Below are 18,069 nucleotides of genomic sequence, written 5' to 3'. Positions count from 1 at the left end.
TGCTTTTCAAGCAATCAAAGGGTGAATGTCTGTTACCGAAATGATACATTCAGGTTAATCTGAACGTGGTAAAGCAGATGAAAATAATAATTAAAAAAATTTGGTTTAGCTCACTCCTATTCTTATTGTTTATCTCTAGCGCTGTGCCAGCAATGGCTAGTGGCGTAGTTCAGCGAGTGTTTACTGCAAGTGATGGACTGACAAATGGCACGATTTGGGATATCAGTTTTGACCAGCATGGCTTTACTTGGTTGGCGACAGATGAAGGCTTGTATCGTGTTAGTAGTAATAAAGTTCGTCGTATCGATAAGCGAGGTTTGCAGTCACAACTCAGTGATAGCATCTTATATTTAGCAGAACCCATCAGTGAGCGTCACCTACTGGTTAGCGGTATTTATAATGTTTATCTATACGATATCGTTAACAATCAATTCTTAGAGTTCGGCTCTCCACAACTATTTCCCGATTATCGTGGTGGCGGTATTGCGTCACATATTGTAGATGCGAATGGCGACAGGTTATTACTTACTTACGAAGGCGAACTGCTGCGGTTTGATTATCAAGCTATGACGCTTGAGCGCATTAGTTTTTTACCAAGCCATCCCGATCAGCCGTTGCAGATAATGTTCTTACTTAGTGATGAAAGGCTGCTTATTGGCAGAAAGCACCAGTTAGAGGTGCGTGATAATTATGGTGTTAGGCAGCAAGTTATTAATTGGGATGAGACTTGGGGAGAGATTAACTACGGCTATAAAGATTCAACGGGTCGTGCGTGGATAAGCAGTAGTAAAGGTTTGTTTGAAATTGATCTGTCTAACTTTTCTATTACTCGGGTTGCGCTATTTGATCATTACATTAGCAATATAGTGGAAGATCAGCATGGATATCTCTGGCTTTCTACTCATAGTGGTTTGTTGCGCTGGTTACCTGGGGGAGCTCAATACAGCTCCTATGGCGATGCGCTAAAGCATAAGTCGAATATCGATTACACCTACGATATTGCGGTTGATAACACCGGGCTTATTTGGGTTGGAGGCTCTGGCGATGGTGTGGCGATTTTGGCGATAGAGCCTGATTTTTTATTAGATGCATACACTGCGTCTTCGCCTTACAACATTCAAGATGAGCTAGTTTGGTCAATTTATGCCGAAGATAACCATTTGTGGTTAGGTACAGATAAAGGTCTGATATTAGTCGATCAAGTGACGCAACAGTCCTATCAAATTATTCCAGATGGTATTGGGACGAGTGATAGCATCTATAAGATAGATCCCTTAGATGCTGAGCATTTGTTGCTTGCCACGACCAACGGATTGTCTGTAGTTAATAAAAACACTTTTCACAGTGAAAGCTTTGCGGCATGGACAGGTGGTAAACAGTCACTACGTAACAGCGTAGTGTATACGACATACTTTGATAGTGTTATCAAAGGGCGGATTTGGTTTGCTACGAGCCGAGGCTTGTTTTATTGGCAGCCAGATTTATTAGATCCGGTGCGAGTTAGTCTAGCGGGTTCGATGAATAGTGAGCCGGCCATAGTGGTGATGGCAATTACTCGAGATAGTTATGGCAAGCTATGGTTAGGTGGCAATCGCATATTTGGTTATTTGGATCAGCAGCTTAGTTTTCATCCGCAAATGGACGTTATAGTGACTGAGGCCGGAGAATCAACCGTTCGCTTTATAAGTGAGACCAGTCCGGGTGAATTATGGTTAGGCCTTGAAGCCCATGGCATTGTTGCTTTTGATGTACAAACCGAGGTAACTGAAAGTATTACTGATAGCTGGGGGATTAGCTGTAGTGGTATTTTCTTTATCGAAAACATTGAGCACTATCGATTAGTTGGCTGCTCGCGTTCACTGGTCCGCCAAGATTTGAATACGGGTGAGGTTATCGTTATTTCACCACAGGATGGTTTGATCAGCGACGAGCTTAATGAAGGAGCTTACTTTAGTTCTGAGCAAGGGCTTTATCTTGGTACGCCTGACGGGGCTATGTTGGTTGATGTTGATTTATTAGCAAATCGCTCGGCAAATGATGTGGTGATGCTGGAGTCTATGGAGGTATATTTTGAGTCGCAAACAGAGCTTAGTTTGCTGCCTAAAAGTGGTTTTCATATATTGCCCGGTGCTCAGTTAATCAGTTTTGAATTTGCGCGTAAGAACTATCTTGATGATAAGCCATTACAACTAAAGTACCGCTTGCGTCGTCAATCCGATAGTAACGATAGTCACTATCTTTATTTAGAAGGCAAGTCTCAGCTTAATATCTCTGGTTTAGAGTCTGGTGCCTATGTTATCGATGTTATTAGCCTTGATAATGAGGTTTGGTCTGAACAGCCTTTCTCGTTTGATTTTTATGTTGAAAAACACTGGTGGCAAACGTCGTGGTTCACTGGATTATTAATTTTGTGCTTTCTGTTAGCGGGCTTAGCTATCATTCTTATTCGCCAACAGCAGGTTAGAGCATTTAGGCGGATTAATTCGGCATTGACTGATAGTGAAGATCGACTAAAGCAGGCACTCAAAGGCAGTAACTCCGAGTTATGGGAATGGCAGATAGAAAGCGAATTATTTCGTGTTGAAAATACCGCGGGCTTATTAAGCGCAGACAAACCACAGATTTACCTACGCCTTGAAGAGTTTGCCATCCATAGGGATGACGCTAAGGAAACGTTGGCGGCATGGCAAGATATGCTAGATGAGCGAACAGATCGCTTTGAGGTCGAATATCGCTACTGGACTCGTCATAAAAGTTGGGGCTGGTTAAGGGTTATGGGGCGACCGGTTAAGCGCAATCAGCTGACTGGCGCAATTGAACGTGTTGCAGGGATATATAGCGATATTACTGAGCAGCGAAAGCTCAAAAATGACATCTACCTACTGGCACAAGCATTTGAAAATACCTCAGAAGCATTACTTATTTTTAACCGAGACGAGGAGATAGAAGTAACCAATAAAGCGGCACAAGATATGATAGGTCTGAATGCCCAAGGCTTGATAGGTCTGCCGTTTAGTGAAGTGCTTCAGGGAGAAAAGTTAGAAAATGGCCTTGCAGATATTCTTACCCAGCATCTTAATTGGGCTGGAGAGTGCTCTGTTGCAAACTTGCAAAGCAGTCAGCGTGCAGTATGGCTTAATGTGTCGGCTATATTAGATGGTAATGGTGAGGCTAGCCATTACGTAGTTGTGTTTTCAGATATTACCGAGCGTAAACGTGCGGAGTCTGAACTGCGGCGCTTGGCTAATTATGATGTGCTTACTGCGTTACCTAATCGCACCCTATTTTCAAGTAAGTTATCGCAATCGATTTATCAAGCGGAGAAAGAAGGTGGTAATTTAGCGCTATTATTCTTGGATTTAGATCGATTTAAACATGTAAATGATTCATATGGTCACAGCATGGGGGACGCTTTGCTGGTGGAGGCGTCAAATAGGCTGCAGGCGCTGATTGCAGAGCAACATGTATTGTGTCGCTTTGGTGGTGATGAGTTTGTTATTTTACTGCGGCAAAATCCAAATATCGACGAGATAAACTATCTATGTGAGCAATTGCTTGCAGCGATTGAAAAGCCATTCGAGTTGTATGGTCGAGAGTTTTTTATTTCAACCAGTATTGGTGTCAGCTTGTGGCCAGAAGATGCAAAGCAACCAGAAGCACTCATTAAAAATGCTGACTTGGCGATGTATCACGCTAAAGAAGAGGGTAAAGGCACCTTTAAGTACTATTCACAAGAGCGTAATGCTGAAGCGTTATATCATTTGAAATTGGAAGCTGACTTACGTAAGGCTATCGAACGAGATGAGTTTGAACTGCACTTCCAACCCCAAATCGATATTCTTAACGCCGACAAATTGATAGGTGTTGAAGCTTTATTGCGTTGGAAGCACCCTAGCGAAGGCTATGTTCGTACTGATATTTTCATTAAAGTAGCGGAAGCGTGCGGTTTGATTGTCGAAATCGACCGTTGGGTGATGCGTGAGGCCTGCAGAGTCGCCGCGCCATGGAGTCAACAACTAGATGAGCAGATAAAAGTATCTGTAAACGTTTCAGCACTGCATTTTAGGCAGCCTGACTTCATTCAAAGCGTGCAAAAAATATTGGCTGAGACAGAGATGCCGAATGTTAATCTATCGCTTGAAATTACCGAAGGCGTATTAATGAAAGAGCTTAAGGTGGCTAAACAACATCTAAAAGCACTGAAGGCGCTCAATATCGATGTCGCCATTGATGACTTTGGTACAGGATACTCTTCACTAGCTTATTTACGTCATTTTGAAGTGAACACCCTTAAGATTGATCGTTCATTTTTGATTGATATTGCTTCAAATAAGGCTGATCAGGCGATTGCTAGCAGTATTATTGAGTTAGCAAGAAACTTGAAACTAGATGTGGTTGCTGAAGGTGTTGAAACCCACGAGCAGCTTGAGCAAGTCTTTAGCCGAGGTTGTTATGTCATTCAAGGCTATTATTTTGCCAAGCCAATGCCTGTTGCAGAAATTGAAACGTTCATGGGGATAAAGCAGCCGATGACGGCATGAAACTTGAACTTAATGCTTACCCTGTAGCTTGCAGCTTAAGCTGAAATCAAATACGTTAGACATAACTGAAAGAGTCAAATTAAGTCATTATGATTTATAGAATTATTATTCTTTGTATCGCTATAGCATGTCCATATAGCGCTGTCGCTCAAGAGCGACCGAAAATTGGTTTAGCGCTAAGTGGTGGTGGTGCAAAGGGCGCGGCCCATATTGGGGTGCTTAAAGTACTCGAAGAAAAACAAATTCCGATAGATTACATCGCTGGTACCAGTATTGGTGCTTATGTTGGTGGTATGTACGCTTTGGGTTATAGCGCTGCAGAAATTGAAGCCATCATGATGAATACTAAGTGGGATAAAGGGTATTCAGATACTATTCCAAGAGAGTCACTTAGCTACCGTGATAAGGAGACGCGCGATCAGTTTAATATTCCTATCAATATCGGTTACAGCGATGAAGAGGTAAAAACACCAGCGGGTCTGCTTCGTGGTCAAACAATGTCACAGTTACTGCGTAGCTCAACAAATTTGATCCACCAGTTTGGCGACTTTGATGACTTATCTATTCCTTATCGCGCGGTGGCGACTAACTTAGCAACCAGTGAGCCAGTGGTGCTCAGTTCTGGTAGTGTTGTTGCGGCAATGCAGGCTTCAGCCTCAGTACCGGGCGCATTGCAGCCAGCTGTCATCGACGGCAAGTTATTGGTTGATGGTGGTATTGCTAACAATATGCCAGTGGACGTGGTCAAGGCGATGGGTGCCGATATAGTGATTGCTGTTGATATTGGCTCTCCCTTAGTTGGTCAAGATGAGCTGAATAGTACGATTGCGGTACTTAATCAGTTATCGACTATCTTGACCAATGCCAGCTCAGATAGACAAAAAGCCTTGCTGACTGATCATGATATTTTAATTCGTCCTAATATTGGTGAGCTGAGCACCACAGATTTTAGCATCATGCCAATCGCCTTACCTTTAGGCGAGATAGCTGCGCGTAATCAAATTGACAAGCTTGAACAATACAGTGTTGCTAGCGCAGCATACAAACAGTACCTGGCGCAGAAAAAGCACAAGAGCCAGCAGTGGCTAGATGATATTGATAGACCGTTAATAAAAGTCATTTACGACAATAACTCCAAAGTAAGTGAAAAGTTACTTGCCGATAATTTAGATCTTAATGTTGGTGATACCGTAACCGTTGAATCTCTAGAGGCTGGTATTGATAGGATTTATGCATTAGATAAGTTCGAGCGGGTTGATGCCGAGTTTACTGATACAGAAGAGGGACGGGTATTAACGGTTAGTACTAAAGCTAAATCCTGGGGGCCAAATTACTTTCAGCTCGGCTTTAGTTGGGAAGATGATTTTAGCTTAGATTCAGTGATCTCACTGGATATGGCTTATACCATGACTGAGCTGACCGAAAATGGTGGTGAATGGCGTAATGAATTATCACTCGGGTTTGATAAGCTGATTGCATCTGAATTTTATCAACCACTAGTAAAAGAGCAAACTTACTTTAGTCGTGCTCGCATCGAGTATGAACTTAAAGATTGGGGCTTTTTCGAAAACAATAATCGTGTGCTTGAGTTAAAACAAACCGCTTATCGTGCGGAGCTCGGCATTGGTATGAATTACACCCAGAATGGCATGGTTGAAATTGGCTTTTTAGGTGAAAAGGGCGATCTAGAGAATGATGCTTGGAGCTTCGGGCGGGTGCCTTATGACGGCTACGGCGGTTACTTTAAATTTGCCTATGATGACTTAAACAGTATTAACTTCCCGACCTCCGGTAACAGATTCACATTTAATATGTATATGCGTAAAGAGAGTTACGATCTAAATGGTCTGGCTGAATCTTCAGATTTCTCTATGCAGTACGAAGCGGATTGGCGTGGCGCTGTAGGCGTTGGTAATCATGCATTTGTGGGGATTGCTTCTCTTGCCACTGTTGATAAGGATGGTGCATTTACAGTAAACGTGTCAGAGCTTGGCGGATTTTTGAATCTCTCTGGTTATCATAAAAATGCTCTTTATGGCTCACATAAAATTTTTGGTGCATTTGTTTATCAGTATGACCTAGGGCGCGATGTTCTGGGAATGACTGAATACCCACTTTACTTAGGTACCAGTATTGAAGCGGGTAATGTGTGGAGTCAAAAAGATAATGTGTCGCTCGATGACCTTATATACGCAGGTAGTTTGTATTTAGGCATAGATACTAGCGTTGGCCCAGCTGCCTTTGGTTTTGGTGCATCAGATGACGGCGAAAAAACGGTATTCTTGTTTATCGGTAAGAATTGGTAATCAACTGTTTCGTCGAACAAAAAATTTCATATCTAAAAAGCCCATCACTGTGATGGGCTTTCTACTAAGGCGCTTTTAGTTATACCAATTAGTATAAGAAGTTGATCTACTCAGAGCGACTAAATCTTTGTACTAATTGGTATTAGCTAAATGACCTGCTAGTTGGCAGAGACTATCAAGTTGATGGTGAGCGACAATCCACTTAGTGTGGTTTGCATGTTGTGGCTCAGGTATCGCGATGGTTTGCATGTTGGCCGCGCGGGCTGCGATTAATCCATTAAATGAATCTTCAATCGCTAAACAATTGATTGGATCAATATTAAGTGCTTCAGCACAGTTTAAATACACTTCTGGGTGAGGTTTACCATATTGCAGATTTTCGGCCGAGGCTATGGCTTGAAAATAATCTCTTATATTGAGTTTGTTTAAAACAGCATTAACAATTGCACTGGATGAAGATGTAGCTAAACCAACCTTTAGGCCATAGTTCTTGCAAGCGATAAGTGCTTCATTTACGCCTTTCATCGCCTGACCATTCGCCGATATATCACTAATAACCTGCTCTACAATGGCTTGTGAGGTTTGCTGATTATTATAATTATTCCAAGGTGAGCGCTGGTACCAAAACTCTACCACCTGATCGATACGTAAACCGGTTGTTAGCGCCATATCTTCCATGCAAACGTTTAAACCTAACTCATTCATGACCTTGAATATGGCCAGTTGCCATGTTGGCTCGGAGTCAATCAGTACTCCGTCCATGTCGAAAATAACCGCTTTTAGCTGAGATCTGCTCATAAGTACCCAATTATGTTCATTATAACTTTGGTGAATATTAGTCGTGCATTCTGCAAAATTCGATAATAATCATACGATTTAATCGATAAAAAGCGAGCGATTTCATAGCGGAAAAACTGGCGCAGTAATCACTGTGTCGTTAATTAAATGTATGATTTATATAATTTAGATCAATGTTTCACACTATGGTCTAGTTTTCTTTTTGAGCAAATGGATTTACTGTATAGCTCGAGATGTCGACTGGGTGTTGTTCTACTTCGGTCTTAGTGTGATCTGATTCATACTTTTGCAAAGCTGTAGTATAATGGCGCTCGAATAAAGGATCGAGCATGCTGAACTGCTAGCTGCTATTAACCAGTGGTAGTTTGGCTGATAGAACGCCAAAATAAGAGGAATGTTGCCGTGCTAGAAGCATATCGTAAACACGTCGCAGAACGTGCTTCAGAGGGCGTAGTCCCTAAGCCATTAGATGCCCAACAGGTGTCAGAGCTAGTTGAATTGGTAAAGAATCCACCTGCAGGTGAAGAAGCATTTATTCTTGATCTGCTTGAAAACCGTATCCCACCAGGTGTTGATGAAGCCGCATATGTTAAAGCGGGCTTTTTAGATGCAGTCGCAAAAGGCGAAGCATCATCTTCAATTCTGTCATCTGAGCGTGCAGTAGAGCTGCTAGGCACCATGCAAGGTGGTTACAACATTGAGCCGTTAATCGCTCAACTTGATAACGATGCACAAGCTCCATTGGCCGTTAAAGCCCTATCTCACACTCTACTTATGTTCGACGCGTACCACGATGTCGTTGAAAAAATGCAAGCGGGTAACGACTTTGCTAAGCAAGTTGTTCACTCTTGGGCTGAAGCCGAGTGGTTCCTGTCTCGTCCAAAGCTTGCTGAAAAAATCTCACTAACCGTATTTAAAGTTTCTGGTGAGACCAATACTGATGACCTATCGCCAGCACCAGATGCATGGTCACGCCCTGATATCCCACTACATGCGTTAGCTATGCTTAAAAACGCTCGTGATGGCATTGTACCTGATGAAGCGGGTGTTATTGGTCCAATCAAAGAGATTGAATCATTAAAAGAAAAAGGTTTCCCACTGGTATATGTGGGCGACGTTGTCGGTACAGGTTCTTCTCGTAAATCTGCTACCAACTCAGTGCTGTGGTTCATGGGGGATGATATCCCGAATGTGCCAAACAAGCGTGCAGGCGGTTTCTGTTTAGGCGGTAAAATTGCCCCAATCTTCTTTAACACTATGGAAGATGCTGGTGCATTGCCGATTGAACTTGATGTTAGCAAGATGGAAATGGGCGATGTTATCGACATTTACCCATATGAAGGTATCGTTAAGCGTCACGGCACAGATGAAGTGATTTCTGAGTTTTCACTTAAAACAGACGTGTTGATGGACGAAGTACGTGCTGGTGGTCGTATCCCGCTTATCATCGGTCGTGGTCTTACTGATCGTGCTCGTGAAACATTAGGTCTAGACGCATCAACTGAGTTTGTTCGCCCACAAGATGTGGCTGACACAGGTAAAGGCTTTACCCTTGCACAAAAGATGGTTGGTAAAGCGTGCGGCGTGACAGGTATTCGCCCTGGTCAATATTGTGAGCCTAAGATGACCTCGGTTGGTTCGCAAGATACAACCGGCCCTATGACGCGTGACGAGCTGAAAGATCTAGCATGTCTAGGTTTCAGTGCAGACTTAACTATGCAGTCTTTCTGTCACACTGCGGCTTATCCAAAGCCTGTTGATGTAAATACGCATCATACACTGCCAGATTTCATCATGAACCGTGGTGGTGTTGCACTGCGTCCAGGTGACGGTGTAATTCACTCTTGGCTAAACCGTATGCTACTACCTGATACTGTTGGTACAGGTGGTGACTCGCATACTCGCTTCCCAATTGGTATCTCATTCCCAGCAGGTTCTGGTCTAGTGGCATTTGCTGCAGCAACAGGTGTTATGCCTCTTGATATGCCTGAGTCGGTACTGGTTCGCTTTAAAGGTGAGATGCAGCCGGGTATCACTCTGCGTGATCTTGTACATGCAATCCCGCATAAAGCGATTGAAATGGGCCTGCTAACCGTTGAGAAGAAAGGTAAAATCAACGCTTTCTCTGGCCGTGTACTAGAAATTGAAGGCCTTGAGCAGCTGAAAGTTGAGCAAGCGTTTGAACTTTCTGATGCGTCAGCTGAGCGTAGTGCTGCAGGTTGTACTATCAAGCTAGGCAAAGAGCCTATCATTGAATACCTTAACTCAAATATCGTTATGCTGAAGTGGATGATTGCTGAAGGCTATGGTGATCGCCGTACAATCGAGCGTCGTATCACTGCGATGCAAGAGTGGCTAGCAAATCCAGAACTTATGGAAGCTGATAGCGATGCTGAATATGCAGAAGTGATTGAGATCGATTTGAATGAAATCAAAGAACCAATTCTTTGTGCACCAAACGATCCTGATGATGCAATCCTATTGTCATCAGTAGTTGATACTAAGATTGACGAAGTATTCGTTGGTTCTTGTATGACTAATATTGGCCACTTCCGTGCAACGGGTAAGATGCTGGATAAGTTTGCATCAACTTTACCAACACGCTTGTGGATTGCGCCGCCAACTAAGATGGACCGTGATCAGCTAACTGAAGAAGGTTACTATGCTATCTTTGGTCGTGTCGGTGCTCGCATTGAGATCCCAGGTTGTTCACTGTGTATGGGTAACCAAGCACGTGTTGCTGAAGGTGCTACGGTAGTGTCAACTTCTACACGTAACTTCCCGAACCGTCTTGGTACAGGTGCAAACGTATACTTGGCTTCTGCTGAGCTAGCTGCGGTTGCAGCATTGCTTGGTCGTCTACCATCGCCTGAAGAGTATCAGACTTATGCGAAAGAGTTAGATGCGACTGCGGCGGACACATACCGTTATCTGAACTTCGACCAAATTCCATCGTACACAGCAAAAGCTGATGATGTGATTTTCCAATCAGCAGTGTAAGCTAGATTGGAGTACTAAAAAGGCCAGCTAATCAGCTGGCCTTTTCGTTAATTCGTTATACTCTTTGCTAGAATCTATAACTGTGTTTGCTTGTTACTTTCCTAGCAGGACGCAGTCCGACCTCGCAGCGTAGCGTCCTAGTACCTTCTTTAAGTCTTAAGAGTGTTTACTGTGTAGGACTTCGAGCAGTTTGTCTTCAAGTGCAAAGCGGGTTTCCATAGCATGACCCAAAGATGATAAGTCTTTATCTAGATGAAATAGCACTTTTTCATCTTCCGCTTCGGTATATTTATCATTGAAATCTAATGCTGTATCAGTGGTTTCACTGATTTGAGGCACTAGCTGCTGGGCTAGAGCTTGACTGGAATGGCCATTCTTTTCGCAGGCTGCAACCACTTGGTTATAAATTTCAAAATGGCCTTCTGAAACATAGTCCATTAACTGATCGCAGAACTGTTTTACTGATTCAAACTCAGGTAACGGCTTGTCGCTGACTTCATACGGCGGGAGTCCAGCAATTTGGCAGTAGTTGATGAGTAGGTTACGACGATTGTTTAACCACTGATCTATAAGCGTATTTGAACCGCCCCATTTTTGTTCGGCTTTCTCTAGCTTTCTTAGCATGGTCTTCCCCGATAAAAATCCATCTCCGTCTCTCTAATGTAGGGGAAGAATGTAGGTTTGATCAACCATTTTTACAGGAAATATTTGTAATAAATACAGGCGGGCTTGAAAGAGATGTTTGTAAATAAATTGCTATAAAAAATAAAATGCCCAGCGATAGAAATCTATCGCTGGGCGAGTAAGTTTTTTGCGGGCTCGATGCGACGAGCTTCTTGATTGTTCTTGCTAGCGCAGACTTTTTATACCAAAGCTAATTCATAGGTGCAACTTTTTTCTGTTACATTGCGAGCCATACAGCTTAGGTTAAGCTCTGATGTGAATCTGTTTCACGTTTTTACAGTAAGCTGTGAACTGGGATTTGTCGCTGCAAAATAAGCATTATTAATATACCAATAATGTTACCTAACTCAGAGTTGCTGGATTTAGTCGGGTTACTTGTCACATTATTTTACCGTTAGAGGTTACTTTATTAACGTAAATGCTAAACTACTGTCCCAAGCGGATATCACAATAAGTTTAGGAATCAAGCCAAATGGCAGAATTAAAGAATGATCGTTATTTACGTGCGTTATTAAAACAGCCTGTCGACAGAACTCCTGTCTGGATGATGCGTCAAGCTGGTCGTTATCTTCCAGAATATAAAGCCACCCGCGCAGAAGCTGGCGACTTCATGTCTCTTTGTAAGAACCAAGACTTAGCTTGTGAAGTGACCCTACAGCCACTACGTCGTTACGACTTAGACGCTGCAATCTTGTTCTCAGACATCCTTACTGTTCCAGATGCAATGGGCTTAGGTTTATACTTTGAAGCGGGTGAAGGCCCACGTTTCGAACGTCCTACTGACACTATTGATTCAATTAAGAAGCTTTGCATTCCAGATCCAGAAGATGAGCTTGGTTATGTAATGCGTGCCGTTAGCACTATTCGCCGCGAACTAAAAGGCGAAGTGCCGCTAATCGGTTTCTCTGGTTCTCCTTGGACACTAGCAACTTACATGGTTGAAGGCGGTTCTAGTAAAGCATTTGAAAAGATTAAGAAGATGGCTTACGAAGAGCCAGCGACTTTACACATGCTACTAGACAAGCTAGCTGACTCTGTGACTTTGTACTTGAATGCGCAAGTGGCAAACGGTGCACAGTCGCTAATGATTTTCGATTCATGGGGTGGAGCACTTTCTCACCACGCATACCGTGAATTCTCACTACGTTACATGCAAAAGATTGTTGATGGCTTAACTCGCCATGCAGACGGTCGCCAAGTTCCAGTAACGCTGTTCACTAAAGGCGGCGGACTATGGCTTGAGTCTATGGCTGAAACCGGCTGTGACGCATTAGGTCTAGACTGGACTGTAGATATTGGTGATGCTCGTCGCCGTGTAGGTCATAAAGTTGCACTGCAAGGCAATATGGACCCATCAGTACTTTATGCTTCTCCTGAGCGTATTCATCAAGAAGTTGATCAAATCTTATCTTCTTACGGTGAAGGTACTGGCCATGTATTTAACTTGGGTCATGGTATTCATCAGCACGTTAATCCAGAGCACGCAGGTGCGTTCATTAACTCTGTGCATGAGCTATCAGCTAAGTATCACAAGTAATTAGTTTGCCTTACGGCGAATGATACATCTTTAATAAGGCTCAGTTTACTGGGCCTTTTTATTGCTTGCGATTTAGCACTACATTTGTGCCGCTGGTGGAGTAAATTTATAGCCAACGCCCCATACGGTTCTGACCAGTTTTGAAGTACGTGCATTGCGGGATAGTTTAGAGCGTAAGCGGTTCACGTGACTATTTACTGTATGCTCATAGCCTGAATATGAGTATCCCCAAACCGCTTCCAATAACTGCATGCGACTGAATACTTGTTTAGGATGCTGAGCTAGGTAAAGTAATAGATCGAACTCTCTGGCGGTCAGCTCAAGAACTTCATTAAAGGCGATGACCTCACGGGTATTACAGTCTATGGTAATACCTTCAAACTTGATGGCGTTTTGTTGCTTTTCTATTAGTTTAGAGCGGCGTATTAATGCTGTTACTCGCGCTTTAAGCTCCAGTAGGCTAAAAGGCTTTGCTAGGTAATCATCTGCACCAGACTCTAATCCTAAAACGATGTCTGCTTCTGAGCCTTTACTGCTTAACATAAGGCAAGGTAATTGGTTACCAGCATCGCGAAACTGTTGGCACAAGCTAATTGCATCGCCATCGGGCATCATTCTATCCATTAAGATCAGATCGACTTGGCTATTGCTTAGGTACTGTTGTGCTTGTTGCAAGGTACTGCAATGAATAACATGATGACTCATACTTTTTAAATTTAGCATTAGCAGCTCTGCTAAATCTTGTTCTGCCTCAACCAGTAAGATCTGCTTGTTGGCAATATGATCAGTGTTTGTTGCTCCGTTCATGCGTTGCTCCCAAAGACGAGTCCTTGCCAACAAGACCCGCCAGTGGAAACATTTATTACGTAATTTTTTAATTTATATCAGTGAGTGCTTATTCAGTTCTGCTTATCTTGATCAGCAGGACAGGGTTATCAAAGCGATGTGAGGCATTGAGTACCGAGTCGCTAAGACCATCATCACTGCTAATTACTCCCGGGTGAGCATGGACTTTATTCGTATCGTTACGAGCGGCATTAAAACCTTCTCCACCATCAGCTGGGCCAGGAATAGTGCCTTTAGCTTCATCATTAGCCTCGGTACCAGCATCATAAGCGATGACTCTAAATACTTGAGACTCACCAATGGCTAGCTCACTTAAGTCATAACCGCTAAAACCAGTAAAGGCGTCGTTGGTATTAACCAACATTGTCAGCACAGATAAATTGGCAACAGACGTTGAGTCTAGGCTTAAGCTTATCGCTTCACTTGCTCCTGGCATTAGAATACCTGCGCCATTGATTAGGTCAGTCACTCCAGTTTCATCAGTCAAGCCACTGGCGTCACCTGATTCAGCTAAGGTTTCTAATGCTAAGCTTGCGCTCTGACCGCTGCTCCAAAGAACGCTGTCGGCTGCATGAGTGACAACAGCAATGGGAGACATGGGCTGGTTTGCGGTCAAGTTGGTAATGTTAATTGTGTAGTCCTGCATTGTTGGCGTGACTGCTGGAGGGGTGATTGCAGTTGAACTTGTATGATCGTTATCAGAACAACCACCTAGTAATAACGCTACGGCACTGAGTGCAGCGAGACTCGCTGTTTTAACATTTAGTTTGGAGATATTCATAGTAAACCTCCTATTTCACGGTGACAGTGACGCGAGCAACAGGGTTTAACCAGCGGTGTACTCGACTGTCTAGATCGCTCATACCACCTTGTAAGTCAGTATCGCCAAGTACGCCTGGGTGGATATGCACTTTATCATTGCTACTCATGTCCATGACTCCTGTGGCATTCATACCACCATCTCCTCCCGGTGCTGCAGGGATCCCCGCTACGCCAGACATACCTCCGCCATTAACTACTTCATCATTAGCTTCGGTCCCTGCATCGTAAGCATTTAAAGTGAAGGTATAGCTGCCAGGTTCGGTTGGTAATTGCCATGCATCTAAACCAACAAAAGCATCATTGGTTGGTAAAACCATAGCAACGATTGATAGGTGGGTCATATCGCCCGTATCTAACATTATGCCCTCAACTTTGGCGCTAGGCGCTAATAGCCCCGCTGCAGGGTTAGCCACCGTAACCCCATTTGTAGCTATTACTGCGCTATCTAAATCACCAATATCGCCACCCTCAGCCATTTTTTGTAGAGCACTAGAGGCCATTTCACCCACTTGGAAAAGATGACTATCAGCATCGTGGGCGGCAACGAGTAACGGGGTGAAATGGTTACCGTGGGTTAGATTAGTAATGCTGATTTCTATTTCTGCTGCTGTTGCAGGAAGGGTGATTATGCTGCCTAGAATTAATAACTTTGTAATTGGGTTAAGTTTCATCGTATCTCTCCTTTGCTTGGTATGATTTTTAGTTTGGCAAAGGATTGTCACTGGAATATCGCTTGATTGTCACAAAACTATAACATTTGATTTTTAGCAAAATAACAGCGCTTTTGTTGAGCTAAAGCACAAATAATTACAGTATTTTTAAGTAAGCGTAGTTCGGCTGTTGTTTTTATAAACGTCTGTTTCAAAGGTAGGTGTTATCTGTTGCAAAATGGGGTAATTTGCTAGCGCAAACCAAGTAGTAGTCAGAGATTGGCTGGTTTTGAATTAGAGAAGTTGCCCTAAGATGCAAATTGGAAAAAAAGTTGTACTGGTTATCTTTGGTGTTTGTATCCCTTTACTTATTGCGGTTTTTTTTACAGGGATAACCTGGTTACGTTCCGAGATTGATGTTGTCCGAACTAATGCCATCGAAAAATACATTAAGAGTATTGAAGCTCAAATAACAAATGATTTAGAGCACTTTCAGCTGATTATAGACTCGATACAGTACGGCTCAGCTGAAACAGTGTCTACTGACGTATGGTCTCGCGGTCAGCTGTTTAATGATACGCAAGTTTTTTTGCAAACAGGCGATGATTTACACCGTGTTGGTGAACCTAGCCTTCAAAGTGATCACCATATAACTTACTTAAGTTCATCAAGTATCAAAAATGGTATTTATTTTTCACCGCTCACGAGTGAAGTGTTTTTTATTGGTACTAAACGTGGCATGCACTTAGGGGAGCAGTTTGTTTTCGCTTCGCAATTAACGACCAAGTACTTTGAGTCTCTAGGGTTAATTAATTTAGTAACAGATATAGAGATCCTGCACGGAAATGCCAAAACTGCCTTGTATAAGGTTGGTGATACTACCGTTGCGGAACTTAACCTACCCAATGTTGTTGGTACTACTGCCGCACATTTGAAAGTCTCATTTTCTAATCCATTGATTTTAAAAATGGAGCAAAAGTACACACAATTGAGCCTAGTCATATTTGCGCTGTTTATTATTTTGCAGATCGCTGCGTTATTCTGGTTTCGTTTTGGTGTCGTGAAACCATTTAAAAAACTAACGGCTCAGTTAGCCGACCTCGATCCTCGCTCTAATAAGCTAGTGCAAATACATAATGAAGGGGTTAACGAGTTTACACCGTTAACCAGCGGTATTAATAACTTTCTGCAAGATATCTATCAGCATGAGCAACGTTCTAAGTCTACGCTGGACTCAATTACTGAGGCGGTGATCCTGACAGATATCAATGCCAATGTAACTTATCTAAATGCCTGTGCTGAGCGGCTACTGCAATGCACCAGTGAGCAAGCTATTGGTAAGAGCCCTGATGCACTTTTGGGGGCAGAGAAAGATCTGAAACAAAGGCTTATCAGCTTGATGCAAAGTGGTGACCTCAGGCAAAAGTCCGGCCCATTAACTACGCGCTCAGGGGACGCTAAGCTGATGAGTCTCACTTTGAGCAACTTAACCAGTCATTCAGGTGATGTTGTAGGGGCTGTATTAGTTATAAAAGACACGACAAGAGAAATGTTACTTGTCCGTCAGCTTAAGCGTAATGTGCATTTTGACAGGGTCACTGGCTTGCTCAATAGAGCGGCATTTGAAGAACGTTTACCGAGTTATATTGAAGCGTCAAATTCACTTGCTGTAGTGTATTTAGACCTAGAGCAATTTAAGTTAATCAATGAATCCTGTGGTTTTGCAACTGGCGATAAAATGTTGTGTTTAGTTGCTAGAGCACTTGAGACGTGTTTGATTGAAAACGAGTTATTAGGCCGTTTGGGCGGTGATGAATTCAGTTTTGCCATTCGAGATATTTCAGCGCTTGAGGTGGCTAAATTAACTAAGCGAATTATTGCGAGTATCCATAGTCAAGTTATTAAAGATAAAGCAATTACTTACCGAGTCGGTGTTAGTGTTGGCGTGGCTTTAGCGCGTTCGCGGAATATTGATGACGTTCGTGAACTACTAAAAGATGCTAGCGTCGCCTGTCTTGCCGCTAAGAAAAAGGGCAGTAACCAAATTCATTTCTATGACAGTCGTGATAAAGAACTTAGCTACCAACGTAATGCACCGGCTTGGGCTGTGAGAATTGCACAGGCTATTGATAATAGTGAACTGATCCTTTACTACCAAAAAATTAAGCGCCTTTCTTCCTATAGTCATCGCCAGCGAATGGAGATTTTACTGCGGATCCAAGATAGCTCTGGTCGAATATTACCCCCTGCGCAGTTTATTGCGGCTGCAGAGCGATTTAAGTTGATTGTAGATGTCGATAAAGAGGTGATTAGAAAAGCCTTTTTGTGGTTATCGTTAAACGAACAGGTTTGGGATGATCATTGCTTATCAATTAACTTATCTGGCAATAGCCTCGGTGCCGAAGGCATGGTTGACTACATTTTGCAGCAACAAAATCGCTTTGGTATACCCAGTTGCTGTGTGTGTTTTGAAATTACTGAAACCAGTGCAATTCAAAATCACAGCCGGGCGATGAAAATGTTATTTGCACTGCGTAAGCGTGGTTTTGCGTTTGCCCTTGATGATTTTGGTAGTGGCTTTGCGTCATACGGCTATTTAAAAGAGATGCCGGTGGATTACGTTAAAATTGACGGCTGTTTTGTGAAGCATTTAGCAAGTAACGCCAAAGACTACGCTATCGTAAAATCTGTGAGTGATGTTTGTCGGGTGATGGGAATTGAAACAGTAGCAGAGTTTGTTGAAAATCAAGAAATTATCGATAAGTTAGAAGCGATTGGCGTCAACTATGCTCAGGGATATGGTATTGGGCGTCCGCAACCACTTAATAGTTATAAACATGAGGTATTACTTGCGCAGTCGATCGCTTAAATTTGCACTTGAGTGA

Annotated in this window: 10 protein-coding genes; 5 read left to right on the top strand and 5 right to left on the bottom strand. The window is 42.9% G+C overall.

The window, feature by feature from the left end:
* Positions 1–77: 77 nt before the first annotated feature.
* Positions 78–4,541 carry an EAL domain-containing protein gene (locus tag L884_RS0112815; protein ID WP_028767882.1) on the top strand — a complete coding sequence of 1,488 codons (4,464 nt, stop codon included), beginning with the start codon at positions 78–80 and terminating at the stop codon, positions 4,539–4,541.
* A gap of 89 nt (positions 4,542–4,630) precedes the next feature.
* Positions 4,631–6,847 (top strand): patatin-like phospholipase family protein, encoded by a 2,217-nt coding sequence (locus L884_RS0112810; protein ID WP_028767881.1) that lies wholly within the window; start codon positions 4,631–4,633, stop codon positions 6,845–6,847.
* Positions 6,848–6,979: 132 nt separating this feature from the next.
* Here L884_RS0112810 and hxpB read toward each other — a convergent pair whose 3' ends face one another.
* A complete protein-coding gene (gene hxpB / locus L884_RS0112805; protein WP_028767880.1) occupies positions 6,980–7,645 on the bottom strand; it encodes a hexitol phosphatase HxpB in 666 nt (221 codons plus the stop codon).
* Between the two features lie 402 nt (positions 7,646–8,047).
* Here hxpB and acnB point away from each other — a divergent pair, with 402 nt between their 5' ends.
* Entirely contained in the window at positions 8,048–10,645 is a 2,598-nt protein-coding gene (gene acnB / locus L884_RS0112795; RefSeq protein ID WP_028767879.1) for a bifunctional aconitate hydratase 2/2-methylisocitrate dehydratase, read from the top strand.
* 156 nt (positions 10,646–10,801) lie between these two features.
* On the opposite strand, the gene L884_RS0112790 is transcribed toward acnB, so the two are convergent.
* Complete coding sequence (locus L884_RS0112790) at positions 10,802–11,269, bottom strand: Rsd/AlgQ family anti-sigma factor (protein WP_028767878.1); 468 nt, start codon at positions 11,267–11,269, stop codon at positions 10,802–10,804.
* Positions 11,270–11,801: 532 nt separating this feature from the next.
* Here L884_RS0112790 and hemE point away from each other — a divergent pair.
* The gene (gene hemE / locus L884_RS0112785) at positions 11,802–12,866 is read left to right on the top strand and encodes a uroporphyrinogen decarboxylase (protein WP_028767877.1); all 1,065 of its coding nucleotides are present in this window, start codon (positions 11,802–11,804) and stop codon (positions 12,864–12,866) included.
* Between the two features lie 78 nt (positions 12,867–12,944).
* On the opposite strand, the gene L884_RS0112780 is transcribed toward hemE, so the two are convergent.
* The 3 genes from L884_RS0112780 to L884_RS0112770 form a co-directional block, all read right to left on the bottom strand.
* Positions 12,945–13,673: a response regulator transcription factor gene (locus L884_RS0112780; RefSeq protein WP_028767876.1), complete on the bottom strand. Its 729-nt coding sequence runs from the start codon at positions 13,671–13,673 to the stop codon at positions 12,945–12,947.
* Between the two features lie 88 nt (positions 13,674–13,761).
* Positions 13,762–14,493, bottom strand: coding sequence for a spondin domain-containing protein (locus L884_RS0112775; RefSeq protein ID WP_211239201.1), 732 nt, complete (start codon positions 14,491–14,493; stop codon positions 13,762–13,764).
* A gap of 10 nt (positions 14,494–14,503) precedes the next feature.
* The gene (locus tag L884_RS0112770; protein ID WP_028767874.1) at positions 14,504–15,205 is read right to left on the bottom strand and encodes a spondin domain-containing protein; all 702 of its coding nucleotides are present in this window, start codon (positions 15,203–15,205) and stop codon (positions 14,504–14,506) included.
* Positions 15,206–15,497: 292 nt separating this feature from the next.
* On the opposite strand from L884_RS0112770, the gene L884_RS0112765 reads away from it, so the two are divergent.
* Positions 15,498–18,053 carry a putative bifunctional diguanylate cyclase/phosphodiesterase gene (locus tag L884_RS0112765; RefSeq protein WP_028767873.1) on the top strand — a complete coding sequence of 852 codons (2,556 nt, stop codon included), beginning with the start codon at positions 15,498–15,500 and terminating at the stop codon, positions 18,051–18,053.
* Positions 18,054–18,069 lie beyond the last annotated feature (16 nt).

Source organism: Shewanella fidelis ATCC BAA-318, from assembly GCF_000518605.1.
Lineage (GTDB): Bacteria > Pseudomonadota > Gammaproteobacteria > Enterobacterales > Shewanellaceae > Shewanella > Shewanella fidelis.
Note: the sequence above shows the minus strand (reverse complement) of the source record. Positions and strands in the feature narration are given on the sequence as shown.